This is a genomic window from Halomonas garicola (assembly GCF_031935715.1).
In the GTDB taxonomy this organism is placed as follows: domain Bacteria; phylum Pseudomonadota; class Gammaproteobacteria; order Pseudomonadales; family Halomonadaceae; genus Vreelandella; species Vreelandella garicola.
In genome coordinates this window covers 1-11,691 of sequence record NZ_JASSZF010000026.1, presented here as the reverse complement: position 1 = coordinate 11,691, position 11,691 = coordinate 1, and the positions used below count along the sequence as shown (strand labels likewise).

Genomic DNA, 11,691 nt, shown 5'->3' with positions numbered 1-11,691 from the left:
TGCTTTCATGCAGCGCTGCTTTTCTTCAGGCCAAATCATCAATCACCTTAGCCGGCAAGCATCGTTAGTATGAAGTTTTACCACCGCGGAGGGATAACATGAGCTATCACCACATTCTGGTAGCGGTCGACCTGACCAAGGACTCGCACAAGGTGCTGGAGCGCGCCATGGCAATCGCCGAACGTAACGATCAAGCCAAAATCTCCATCATGCATACCCTTGAGCCGCTGGGGTTTGCCTACGGTGGCGATATCCCCATGGACCTGACCAGCATTCAGGATCAGCTGGATGACCACGCCAAGAAGCGACTGGGCGAAATTGCCTCCGCCGACGTGGACGACATCAACCAGCACGTGGTGGTGGGCATGCCGGATACCGAGATTCACCGCTTTGCCGGCGACAACGACGTCGACCTGATCGTGGTCGGCTCCCACGGTCGCCACGGCTTTGCCCTGCTGCTGGGCTCGACCTCGACCGGCGTACTCCACGGCGCCCCGTGCGACGTGCTGGCCGTGCGCGTGGGGAAGAAAGGCGAAGCAAGCGACGAATAATCGGCCGGTAACATAGCCAGTGCAAAGGCGCCGTCGGGCGCCTTTTTTGTCTATCTACCGCCGCTTTTCTGCACGCCGGGGCTACTCGCCCTCGGCCATGGCCTCAAGCTCCATCCAGCGCTCCATCACCGCGTCCAGCGCCTGCTGGGTGTCGCTCAGCTCCTTGAGCCGGGCCTCTACTTCATCGGCCGGCTGCTGATAAAAGGCCGGATCGGCGACGCCCTGCTCAAGCGTTTCCACCTTTGCTTCCAGCCGCTCGATCTCGGCCGGCAGGCCGTCAAGCTCGCGCTTAAGCTTGTAGGAAAGCTTGACGCCTTTTTTCGCCGGCGCCGCCGCGGTTTTTTTCACTGCCGCGGCGCTCTTTTGCTCGGCAACCGGTTCGGTTTGCTGGCGCGCCGCCCCTTCCCAGGGCGCCGGGGGAAGCGTGCCGCCCTGGCGTATCCAGTCCGTGTAGCCGCCGACGTATTCGCGCACCTGACCTTCGCCTTCAAACGCCAGCACGCTGGTGACCACGTTATCCATGAAGGTCCGGTCGTGGGACACCAGCAGCAGCGTGCCGTCGAAGTCCAGCAGCAGCTCTTCAAGAAGCTCCAGGGTTTCCATGTCGAGATCGTTGGTCGGCTCGTCGAGCACCAGGACGTTGGCCGGCTGAGTAAACAGCTTGGCCAGCAGCAGGCGGTTGGACTCGCCGCCGGATAGCGCGCTGACCGGCTGGCGAACCCGCTCCGGGGTAAACAGAAAATCCTGCAGGTAGCTCATCACGTGGCGATCCTTGCCGCCGACCGACACCCGGTCGCTGCCCTGAGCCACGTTGTTGAACACGGTTTCCTCGGGCTCGAGCCCGGCGCGCAGCTGGTCAAAGTAAGCCACGTTAATATTGGTCCCCAGCCGCACGCTGCCTCCGGTGGGCTCGAGTTCGCCGAGCATGATCTTCAAAAGCGTTGTCTTGCCGGCGCCGTTGCGGCCCAAAAATCCGATGCGGTCGCCGCGCTGTACTTCGAGGCTGACATCATCGATGAGCGTGTTATCGCCGTAGGAATGGGTCACGTGCTTAAGCTCGATCACCCGCTTGCCGGTGCGCTCGCCGCGGTCAACGCTCAGGTTGGCGGTCCCCTGACGCTCGCGGCGCTGGCTGCGCTCGGCGCGCATTTTTTCCAGCGCACGCACGCGGCCTTCGTTACGCGTGCGCCGCGCCTTGATGCCCTGGCGTATCCAGGCTTCTTCCTGAGCGAGCTTTTTATCAAACTCGGCGTTCTCCCGGGCTTCCACCTCCAGCTCGTGCTCCTTGCGCTCCTGGTAGGCCGCGTAGTTGCCGGGATAGCGCCCCAGCTTGCCGCGATCGAGCTCGAGCACGTGGGTGGCCAGCCGGGAGAGGAAGGCGCGGTCGTGGGTAATCAGCAGCACCGCGCCGTCAAAGGCCAGCAGCTGCTCTTCGAGCCAGGCAATGGTGTCCAGATCCAGATGGTTGGTGGGCTCGTCCAGCAACAGCAGGTCGGGCTCGGCCACCAGCGCCCGGGCCAGCGCCACGCGCCGGCGCCAGCCGCCGGAGAGCGTGCTCATGGCAATATCGGGAGGTAGCCCCAGCCGGGTGAGGATGACGTCGATACGCTGATGAAACGACCAGCCGTCAATGGCTTCGATGCGCGTTTGTAGCGTGGCCATGCGGTCCATGTCGGGCTCGGCGGCATGGATCAGGTGGTGATATTCCGACAAAAGCGCTCCGGCCTCGGGCAGCCCCTGGGCCACCATGTCGAAGATCGTCATGCCCGACGAGTTCGGCAGCTCCTGGGCCAGCACGCCGATTTTCAACCCCGGCGCGCGCCAGATCGTGCCGTCGTCGGGCTGAATATCGCCGGCGACCAGCTTCAAAAGCGTCGATTTACCCGTGCCGTTGCGCCCGACCAGCGCCAGGCGCTCGCCTCTTTCAATGGTCAGGTCGGCGCGGTCCAGCAGAACCTGAGTGCCGTAAGCCAGCTGTAGCTGTTCCAGTCGTAACAAGGTCACGCCGTCTCCTCCTCGTGTTGCGGAGCGGTAGTGTAACGTATGCAGCCGCGCAGGTGGTGGTATCGCCGCCGTGCCTGTCAGGCGTTACACTAGGCCGCGCCCGGCAGCTGCCACGCTCAGCGCCCCGCGCCGCATGGTACCGGTATTCTTCATTGACGCTTTACAGGAGCCCTTTGTGGCCAACGCCTTCCCTGACGACGTCCTCCCCGAGGCGCTGCAGTTTCGTTCGCCGTCGCCGCTGGTGGATATCGGCGCCAACCTGACCCACCAGAGCTTTGCCGGCGACCTTGACGCCGTGCTCGCCCGGGCCCGGGCGGCCAACGTCGCGGCCCTGGTCCTTACCGGTACCGATCTTGCGCACGCCAGGCAGGCGGCCGAACTGAGCGAACGTCATCCGGGGCTTTACGCCACCGCCGGGGTCCACCCGCACGATGCCAGCGGCTGGAACCCGACCCTTGCCGAGCACATGGCCGCGCTTTATGCCCACCCGGGCGTGGTTGCCGTGGGCGAGTGCGGGCTGGACTTCAACCGCAACTTTTCCACGCCCGCCGAGCAGGAGCACGCGTTCGAGGCGCAGCTGGCGCTCGCTGCCCGACACGACTTGCCGCTGTTCATCCACGAGCGCGACGCCGGGCGGCGCATGCGCGAGATGCTCAAAAGCTGGCGCGACGATATCGGCCAAGCCGTGGTGCACTGCTTCACCGCGGACAAGGACACGCTTTACGGCTATCTTGACCTGGACCTGCATATCGGCCTGACCGGCTGGCTCTGCGACGAGCGTCGGGGGCACCATCTGCGCCCGCTGGTGGGCGAGATTCCGCTCGAGCGGCTGATGGTGGAAACCGACTGCCCCTATCTGCTGCCGCGCAATCTGCCGGCAAAGCTCAAAGGGCGGCGCCACGAACCGGCGCTGCTGCCGTGGATCGTGCGCGAAATCGCCTGCCGGCGCGACATGGACGAGGCCGCGCTGGCCGCGGGCACCACCCGGACGGCCGCGGCCTTTTTCCGCCTGCCCGACTCGGCAGTGCGTGCCACCTGTGAAGAGACAACTGCTGAATGAACGAGATGCCGGGATTTATCGCGCTGGAAACCACCGACGACGACGGCCTGCCGCTGGCCATTGCCTGGTCGCTGCCCGACGGGCGCATCAAGCATACGCTGATCCAGCCCGACGACAGCTGGCTGGACGAGGAGTCCAGCATCACCGGGGAATACAGCATGGAAGAGCTGGAGAGCCTTGGCGTCAGCCCCCTCGACGTGATCCGCGAGCTGGAGAACGATCACTTCAACGCCACGCTCTACACCAACGGCAGCGGCGAGGAGGACCAAGCGCTGGCGCGCCTTTTCGACACCTACGGGCTCGACCCCTTTGTCGAACTGGCCCCGGCCGAGGTGCTCTACGACGCCGCCGGCCCGGGCGAGTGGCAGCGCCAGCGCGGCGAAACCTTCAACGAGCTGGGGCTTGAGCCCATGCGCCCCGAGCACGAAGTCGAGGCGATGCTGCACCTGCACCAGCGCCTTATCGCGCGCTAGCGGCGAGCACCTCGCGCCCGGCCTTGCAGGCCTCATCCCGCGTGGCCGAGGCCTGATAGTAGCGGTAAAGCGCTTCGCGAAACGCCGCCGCCCGGGCAGGCAGGCCGTCTTTCAGGTATCGCTGCGCCCTTGCGCGCACTTTGGCGGCAAAGGCGTGGCGGTCGACCTCGGCATCGCCGTCGAGATTATCCACGCTGACGTTGAACTCGCGCCCGCAGGCCTCGGCAAAAAGCGACTCCAGCGCCTGAGGGGCGACTTCCGCCCGCTCAAACGCCCGCTGCTGCTGTTCGTTGCGCCCGTCGGGCAGATACCAGTAGCCGTAGTCTTCACGCCTGCGCCGCTCGGCGCCGGCGATGCACCAGTGGCTGATTTCGTGCAGGGCGCTGGCATAAAAGCCCCGGGCGAAGATGATCCGGTGATACGGCGTCTCGGCGTCGGCCGGGGCATAAAGCGGCTCATCCTCGCCACGAACCAGGCGCGTCTGAAAGGTCGGGGCAAACACGCCGTCAAACAGGGCGATAATATCGTCAAGCGTCCAGCGTTGTTTGTCGGCTGCGCAGGCTTTGGATACCACGTCAACTCCTTGGCGGATAATGCTCATGCGGGCAGTATAACGTCGATCAACCGCCAGGCTAAGCAGGCCGCTTTTTATAATGACCCATGATAGACAGGAGGCCGCCTTGAGCCGCATCGCCTCTCGGCTAAAAACGCTTTACTGGCCGGAAACCCGCCTGCTGGCAAGTCTGGCGCTGCCCATTTGCGGGGCCCAGCTGGCCCAGGGCGGTATGAGCGTGGTCGACGTCATGATGACCGGGCGCCTGAACGCCACGGCGCTGGCGGCGGTCTCCGTGGGCTCAAGCTTGTGGCTGCCGCTGATGCTGTTCATGACCGGCACGCTGATGGGTGTCACCCCCATTGTCGCCCAGCTGCTCGGCGGGCAGCGCCACGCCGAGATTCGCCCGGCAGTCCATCAGGCGCTGTGGGTGGCGCTACTGCTCGGCGTGATGTCGGCCGGCCTGTTATGGCTGGCAGTAGCGCCGATATTCGCCCTGATGAGCGTGCCGCCTGACGTCGCCGCCGCCTCTTCGGCCTATTTGTCGGCGCTGGCCTTCGGCATGCCGGGGGTCGCGCTCTTTCAGGCGCTTAGGGCGTTTTCCGACGGCATGAACCATACCCGCCCGTCGCTTTGGATCAGCCTGATCGGGCTCGGCGTGAATATTCCCAGCAACTACCTGCTGATTTACGGCGGCGACGGCCTGGTCGATGTATTCGGCCCCTGGATCCCCGGCGTTCTCCAGCAGCTACCCGCCCTTGGCGCGTTTGGCTGCGGCATCGCCACCGCGCTTTCCATGTGGACCATGGCGCTGGCCATGGCGTTCTACACCCGCCGGGGCCGCGCCTACGACCCGGTTAATTTGTGGCAGCGCCTTACCTGGCCTCAGGCAAGCGGGCTGCGCGAGCTGACCGTGGTCGGCCTGCCCATCGGCATTGCCATCTTTGTCGAGGTAACGCTGTTCACGCTTATCGCTCTTTTTATCGCAAGTCTCGGCGAAATCACCGTGGCCGCGCACCAGATCGCCTTTAGCTATACCGGCATTCTGTTCATGCTGCCGCTTTCCCTGAGCATGGCGCTGACGGTGCGCGTGGGTAATACCCTGGGCCAGAACCGCCCCGCCATGGCGCGACTGGTGGCAGGCAACGGCGTTGCCATCAGCCTGGCCGCGGCGGCGATCAACAGCACCCTGCTGTGGGTTACCGGCGCCTGGGTGATTGCCCTCTACACGCCCAACCCCGACGTGCAGCAGCTGGCCGTTTCGCTACTCTCTCTGGCGGCGCTTTATCAGGTGTCGGATTCGCTTCAGGCCAACCTGGCCGGCGCTCTGCGCGGCTACAAGGACACCCGCATCGTCATGCTGATCACCGTGCTCTCGTACTGGTGCGTCGGGCTGGGCGGCGGGCACTGGCTGGGCACCCGCGGCGCCGGCTCGCTCAGCGGGCCGCTGGGCGTACACGGCTACTGGCTGGGGCTGATTGCCGGGCTCAGCACGGCCGCCGTACTGCTGGGCTGGCGGCTGCAGAAGATCAGCCGCCAAACCCGCGCTCAGGGCGTACCCGCCGCGTGACGTTCCGGCGCCTGATCCGTCGTCTCGCGGTCGCCCCGGCCATCGCCCTGCTGCTTGCCGGCTGCGGCGACGGCGGCGTGGAGCAGCGCTGGGTCGATTATCACCGCGCGCTCGAGCAGGCGCTCGGCATTGCCCCCATTGCCCGCTCGGCGCCGTCAAATATCGGCAAGCTGCCCGGGCGCCGTAACCGCCTTTTCAACATTGAAGAAACTCGCGAGGGGATGCTCAACGTCTACGCGCTGCGGGAGTGCCGGATTGTTTCGCTGGTAGCCGGACGCAATAACCAGCTCGGGCGCGTCGCCCCGCCCAGCCAGCAGTGGCTGTACGAGCGCGAGCTGTGGCAACGCCTGAGCGGCTGCTGGAATACCCAGGTACCCCGGGGGCTTGCCGATAATGATCGCCAACGCCTTCGCCGGCTGACGCTGACCAAGACCCGGCAGCTGCCCTACGTCAGCTGGAATGCGCTGTTCGATTCCGACGAGTGGGAAAAAAGCTTTGCCCGGGCAAGCCATGCCATCGACTTCAGCCGGGCCGATATTCGCTCCGACCTCGAAGCGCTCGACTACCTAACGGCCATGGTGCGCCACCAGTTCAGCCGCGAATGGGAGCAGGACTCCGGCCGCCTTGAGGAAAACCTCAAGACCCTGCGCGCCCGCCCGCTCACCGCTCAAACGCTGCGCACGCTGATGCTTGCCACCCGGCGCCTTCACGAAGCCACCGCTGCTCTGCACAAGGCCCCGCCCGGGCGCTGTCTGCCGCCCGGGCCGACCCTGGCGATCGACGCTACCCGCCATAAGGCCGGGCAGTGGCTAAACGCCGTCAAGGCGCTGTTCGACAGCCTGCCGGTAACGCCTCCCGGGGCAATGAAGGCCTACCGCCAGCGCTGGCTATCGCTGGATAACCCCCGGGCGCCCCGGGCATCGTTTCAGGCTGCTCTGATCGAGCATCACGCCGTACGCATGCGCTTATCACCCTGCTCTGACGAATAAAGCAGCAAAACAACAGGCCACGCTTAACCTTCGTCTCAAGCTGTGCTATTGGTGAGGGACAAGGCAAGGTGAGATCTTGCCGCTATCGAGGCCATGCAGCATCAGGAGGGACATCATGGGCGCATCCTTGTCATCCCGCTCTGCCCGGGTCATCGATCTGGAGACGGTACGCCGGCGTCACCAGGCACAAAAGCAGCTGGTACGCCTGGCGCCGGAGCTTGACGGGCTGGAAATGCTCTACCAGCTCGATACCGATACGGAAACCGGCTATAGCATTCCGGTACTTGCATGGGGGCTGCATCAGGACGGCAGCGTCGACGGCCTTGTGCCCTGGATGGCCACCCTCACGCCCTGCCCCCATATCAACAGCGAGGAAGACGGCCGCTTCATCGGCTACCGCGACCCGGAAACCGAAGAAATATTCACCGCCCCGCCGGAGCACAAATACGACGAGCTGCAGGCAGCAGCCACCTACTTTGAATATGAAACGTCCCGCGACGTCACCCTGCTTCAGCAGCTACCCGACACCCAGGGCACCCACGCCCTGTGCATGGATACCCACGAGACACCCTGGCAGATGAAGCCCGTCCACGGCTGGTCGCTTTACAGCGACGGCAGTATCGATGCGCTGCTTGCCGATGATGACCAGATAGTCATGACGCCGGTGCGGCTGGGTGACGACTGCCTGTATAACGCTCGCTCACGCCATCCGCGACTGTACTTCTTTCAGCGCCACATCGCCAACCGCATCATCGAGGAAGACCCGGCAACTCTGGATGCCCTGGCGCTCATCGTCGTGCCTCAAGGCGATAGCTAAGCCTCCTGGCGGCGCCTGACTGCCGGGCACCTTCATGGCACAACCGAATGGTTCAGCCCGCCAGGCGGATAAAGTACCGGTAAACCTCGCCGGCCGTATGCTGCTCCACGAGCTCATGGCCGAGAAACTGGCAGAACTTTGGCACGTCGCGGGTAGTGGCCGGATCGGTGGCCACTACCTGCAGTATCTCCCCCGGTGTCATGTCCCTCACCTTGTTATGCATCAGCATAACGGGCTCGGGGCAGTACAGGCCGCTGGTGTCCAGCAGCGCATCGTGTTCCGGCAGGTTGGCAGTCGTGTCAGACATGATTATCTCGCTCAGTCGTCAAACGCTTTCGGCATCAGGCACGTTGGCTGGCGGGAGCCAGCAGCCGCACATGCACAGTCACCTCTTCGCGGTCATGGTACAGATGGCGGCACGCCACGGTAGCGTCAATTCCAGTCTGCCCCAGAGAGCACTCAAGAGCACTCAGGCTTCGCTGAACCTCTTCCCAGCGCTTTTTCATCGGCAGCTTCAGGTTGAACACCGCCTCGCGGCACCAGCGCCTTATCAACCAACGCTCAACCATGGCCAGGACCCGGGCCGGCTTATCCACGATATCGCAGACCAGCCAGTCAAGGCGTTCCGGTGGCTCCCAGGTAAAGCCGTCCTCGCCCAGGTGCTCCACCTGCCCGCTCGCCATCAGGGCCTTGTCCATGGGGCCGTTATCAATGGCGTACACGTGCATGCCACGCTGCACCAGCTGCCAGGTCCAGCCGCCGGGCGCGGCCCCCAGATCGGCTGCCTGCATGCCTTCTGCCAGACGCGCGTCCCACTCATCGCGCGGCACAAACTCGTGCCAGGCCTCTTCCAGCTTCAGCGTCGAGCGGCTGGGAGCGCGCGAGGGAAACCGCAGCCGCCGGATACCGCCGGCAAGTTCGCTGCGATTGCCGGGAAAGCTCATGCCGACTAACACCTGCTCTCCTGACAGCCACAGCAGATGCAGGCGCCGACCGCCGGCATTACGCCGCAAGGCGCCACGCTTTTTCAACAGGCTTTGCAAAGGGCGCGTCAGCGCCTTTGTCAGCCGCGCTAACGATTTGCCGTCGTTGGTATCGGGGGTTTCATGCCAGATACTATCAAAGCTCCACCCGGCCCCGCTGACCTGGCCGGCAATAGCGCTCAGGCGATCGTCCCGCGAAAGGCTTAGCGCCGGCAGCGCAATCAGACTCTGCCGGGCAAACACCAGCCGCGAAAACGCCACTTCGCGCTGTAGCGCATTGGCCATTCCGCCGTCCGTTCGCGTAACGCCGGCCCAGCCGGCGCCGGCCGTCCCCTTGACATCGGCATCGTGCTGCGCTGCATGATACAAGAGCTCCGCCTGGGCGTCCCGCTCAAAGCCTTCCCGGCAGTAAACCAGCCACGTTGCCGGCACCGTCTGATTCACCTTGCCCCCTTGCGTCTCATGGAAAACGGGACTACATGCTAACACGGCTGCCATCGCCCCCTGTATCAAAGACGCCTGCCCCGTTATCCAGCCACCCCTGGGCAACCACTAACCGTATAAGGTATGCATGGAACGCATAATCGGGTTTAATAAGCTAGCTTTGTCATCTGCACACACATCATCGAACAAGGTAAAGACACCATGGCCGAGACACAGGATCCCCAACAGCATCTTGAAACCTACGTCCCCGATACGCTGGCCAGCCTGAAAAAAAGCAGCCCGGCCCAAACCGAGTTCTATCAGGCCGCTGAAGAAGTGCTGGAGTGCTTACGTCCGCTGTTCAAGCGCTGCCCACACTACCTGGAACACAATATCATCGAGCGCATCGTGGAGCCCGAGCGCCAGATCATGTTCCGCATCTGCTGGGCAGACGATAACGGCAAGGCGCAGGTCAACAAGGGCTATCGCATACAGTTCAACTCGGCGCTAGGACCCTATAAGGGCGGCCTGCGCTTCCACCCCAGCGTCACGTCCGGCACTATCAAGTTTCTGGGCTTTGAGCAGATTTTCAAAAACGCGCTCACCGGCCTGCCCATCGGCGGCGGCAAGGGCGGCTCCAACTTTGACCCCAAGGGCAAGTCGGATGCCGAGATCATGCGCTTCTGTCAGGCCTTCATGACCGAGCTTTATCGCCATATCGGCCCCACGACTGACGTCCCCGCTGGCGATATCGGAGTGGGCGCCCGCGAAATTGGCTACCTCTACGGCCAGTACAAGCGCATGACCGGCCGACATGAAGGCATTCTGACCGGCAAGGGGCTTGACTGGGGCGGATCCATCGGCCGCAAGGAAGCCACCGGCTACGGCGCTGTCTACTTCGCCCAAAACATGCTAAAAGCGCGCAAAGACAGCATCGAGGGCAAAACCTGTCTGGTATCCGGGGCGGGTAACGTCGCCATTTATACCATTGAAAAACTGCTCGAGCTCGGCGCCAAGCCGATCACCTGCTCGGATTCCGGCGGCACCCTCCATGACCCTGACGGCATCGACCTGGCGCTGCTCAAGGAACTCAAGGAAGTCGACAGTCTCTCCCTTGAGACGTATCTGGAAACGCGCCAGGAAGCCCGCTTTATCAAGGTGGCCGACTACCCCGAAGATGGCCACGCCGTCTGGCATCTCGAGGCGGACGCCGCCTTTCCCTGCGCCACGCAAAACGAACTGACCGCCACCGACGCCAAGGCGCTGCTGAAAAACGGCATCGATTGCGTTAGCGAAGGCGCCAATATGCCCTCCACCGCGGATGCCGTTGACTGCTTTATCGATGCCGGCATTGCCTACGGGCCGGGCAAGGCGGCCAACGCCGGTGGGGTGGCGACCAGCCAGCTGGAAATGGCCCAGAACAGCAGCATGGAACAGTGGCCGCTGGAAAAGGTCGATGACAAGCTCAAGGCCATCATGGCTGATATTCACCAGCAGTGCGCCGATACGGCCGCAGAGTTTGACGCCCCCGCCAACCTGGTGCTCGGCGCCAATATCGCCGGTTTCAGGCGGGTCGCTGATGCCATGATCGATCAGGGCATTGTCTGATCGTCTTGTCGGCGCAAATAGCGTATAGTAATAACTGACACAGTCCTTCCCCATTTTTTCGGGGAAGGACTGTTTTTATTGGCTATTGCGCGTTTGCGTTTTCTATTCCAAGGAGAGCACCATGGGATACCGTCCGCCTATCCTGATTAATCGACTCGACGCCGAGCGCCTGCAGCGACTGATTGACGATGCTTCCGACAAGGATCTGGACGTTGCTGAGCTGCTCGAAGCGGAGCTTACGCGAGGCGAAGTAGTGGATCCGGCCGATGTTCCCGATGATATTGTCAGCATGAACAGCCAGATCCAGTTTACCGATCTGGAACGTGATCGCCAGATAACCCGTACCCTGGTCTACCCGCACGCCATGAGCAGCGTTGAAGATGCCATTTCCGTCATGGCACCTATCGGTGCCGGCCTGATTGGCCTCAGAGTCGGCGACGTTGCCGACTGGCCGCTCCCTAATAACGGCAAGGCCCGCCTGCGCATCGATGCCATTTTATGGCAACCCGAACGCGAAAAGCAGTATCACCGTTAATACGCCATGCCGCGGTGGGCGCGTGCGCCTTTCCCCGCTACGGTCATCGCGATGACCCAGGGGTCGCTATGACGTGGCGGGTGCGGTGCTCACAGCCCGCTACGGTCGTCGCGAGGAGCGCAAGC

12 protein-coding genes are annotated in these 11,691 nt (G+C 63.4%); 8 read left to right on the top strand and 4 right to left on the bottom strand.

Annotation, left to right across the window (positions count from 1 at the left end; all coding sequences use genetic code 11):
• Positions 1 to 98: 98 nt before the first annotated feature.
• Entirely contained in the window at positions 99 to 551 is a 453-nt protein-coding gene (locus tag RS027_RS10025) for a universal stress protein (RefSeq protein WP_311956516.1), read from the top strand.
• 81 nt (positions 552 to 632) lie between these two features.
• On the opposite strand, the gene RS027_RS10020 is transcribed toward RS027_RS10025, so the two are convergent.
• Positions 633 to 2,555 (bottom strand): ATP-binding cassette domain-containing protein, encoded by a 1,923-nt coding sequence (locus tag RS027_RS10020; protein ID WP_311956515.1) that lies wholly within the window; start codon positions 2,553 to 2,555, stop codon positions 633 to 635.
• 175 nt (positions 2,556 to 2,730) lie between these two features.
• Between RS027_RS10020 and RS027_RS10015 the strand changes: the two genes are divergently transcribed.
• Positions 2,731 to 3,615 (top strand): TatD family hydrolase, encoded by an 885-nt coding sequence (locus RS027_RS10015; RefSeq protein WP_311956514.1) that lies wholly within the window; start codon positions 2,731 to 2,733, stop codon positions 3,613 to 3,615.
• Entirely contained in the window at positions 3,612 to 4,088 is a 477-nt protein-coding gene (locus tag RS027_RS10010; RefSeq protein WP_311956513.1) for a hypothetical protein, read from the top strand. Before RS027_RS10015 ends, RS027_RS10010 begins: the two co-directional genes overlap by 4 nt.
• Here RS027_RS10010 and RS027_RS10005 read toward each other — a convergent pair.
• Positions 4,075 to 4,689, bottom strand: coding sequence for an elongation factor P hydroxylase (locus tag RS027_RS10005; protein ID WP_376717593.1), 615 nt, complete (start codon positions 4,687 to 4,689; stop codon positions 4,075 to 4,077). The genes RS027_RS10010 and RS027_RS10005 overlap by 14 nt on opposite strands.
• Before the next feature lie 79 nt (positions 4,690 to 4,768).
• Here RS027_RS10005 and RS027_RS10000 point away from each other — a divergent pair, with 79 nt between their 5' ends.
• The 3 genes from RS027_RS10000 (at position 4,769) to RS027_RS09990 (ending at position 8,017) form a co-directional block, all read left to right on the top strand.
• On the top strand, positions 4,769 to 6,211 hold the full coding sequence (locus RS027_RS10000; RefSeq protein ID WP_311956511.1) for an MATE family efflux transporter: 1,443 nt from the start codon (positions 4,769 to 4,771) through the stop codon (positions 6,209 to 6,211).
• Positions 6,208 to 7,200, top strand: a complete 993-nt coding sequence (locus RS027_RS09995; RefSeq protein WP_311956510.1) for a DUF3080 family protein — start codon at positions 6,208 to 6,210, stop codon at positions 7,198 to 7,200. The genes RS027_RS10000 and RS027_RS09995 overlap by 4 nt, the downstream gene beginning before the upstream one ends.
• Before the next feature lie 115 nt (positions 7,201 to 7,315).
• A complete protein-coding gene (locus RS027_RS09990) occupies positions 7,316 to 8,017 on the top strand; it encodes a hypothetical protein (RefSeq protein WP_311956509.1) in 702 nt (233 codons plus the stop codon).
• 52 nt (positions 8,018 to 8,069) lie between these two features.
• On the opposite strand, the gene tusA is transcribed toward RS027_RS09990, so the two are convergent.
• Complete coding sequence (gene tusA / locus RS027_RS09985; RefSeq protein WP_311956508.1) at positions 8,070 to 8,324, bottom strand: sulfurtransferase TusA; 255 nt, start codon at positions 8,322 to 8,324, stop codon at positions 8,070 to 8,072.
• A gap of 34 nt (positions 8,325 to 8,358) precedes the next feature.
• Positions 8,359 to 9,444, bottom strand: coding sequence for a 23S rRNA (cytidine(2498)-2'-O)-methyltransferase RlmM (gene rlmM / locus RS027_RS09980; protein ID WP_311956507.1), 1,086 nt, complete (start codon positions 9,442 to 9,444; stop codon positions 8,359 to 8,361).
• A 201-nt stretch (positions 9,445 to 9,645) separates the two neighbouring features.
• Between rlmM and gdhA the strand changes: the two genes are divergently transcribed.
• Together gdhA and rnk are read left to right on the top strand one after the other, a co-directional pair.
• On the top strand, positions 9,646 to 11,031 hold the full coding sequence (gdhA, locus tag RS027_RS09975; RefSeq protein WP_311956506.1) for an NADP-specific glutamate dehydrogenase: 1,386 nt from the start codon (positions 9,646 to 9,648) through the stop codon (positions 11,029 to 11,031).
• A gap of 121 nt (positions 11,032 to 11,152) precedes the next feature.
• Positions 11,153 to 11,566 carry a nucleoside diphosphate kinase regulator gene (gene rnk, locus RS027_RS09970; RefSeq protein ID WP_311956505.1) on the top strand — a complete coding sequence of 138 codons (414 nt, stop codon included), beginning with the start codon at positions 11,153 to 11,155 and terminating at the stop codon, positions 11,564 to 11,566.
• Positions 11,567 to 11,691: the final 125 nt, after the last annotated feature.

Bases quoted from the DNA above. Each gene is read 5' to 3' on its own strand.
- RS027_RS10005 (WP_376717593.1), bottom strand. From the start codon at position 4,689: ATGAGCATTATCCGCCAAGGAGTTGACGTGGTATCCAAAGCCTGCGCA.
- rnk (WP_311956505.1), top strand. From the start codon at position 11,153: ATGGGATACCGTCCGCCTATCCTGATTAATCGACTCGACGCCGAGCGC.
- tusA (WP_311956508.1), bottom strand. From the start codon at position 8,324: ATGTCTGACACGACTGCCAACCTGCCGGAACACGATGCGCTGCTGGAC.
- RS027_RS09990 (WP_311956509.1), top strand. From the start codon at position 7,316: ATGGGCGCATCCTTGTCATCCCGCTCTGCCCGGGTCATCGATCTGGAG.
- gdhA (WP_311956506.1), top strand. From the start codon at position 9,646: ATGGCCGAGACACAGGATCCCCAACAGCATCTTGAAACCTACGTCCCC.
- RS027_RS10010 (WP_311956513.1), top strand. From the start codon at position 3,612: ATGAACGAGATGCCGGGATTTATCGCGCTGGAAACCACCGACGACGAC.
- RS027_RS10025 (WP_311956516.1), top strand. From the start codon at position 99: ATGAGCTATCACCACATTCTGGTAGCGGTCGACCTGACCAAGGACTCG.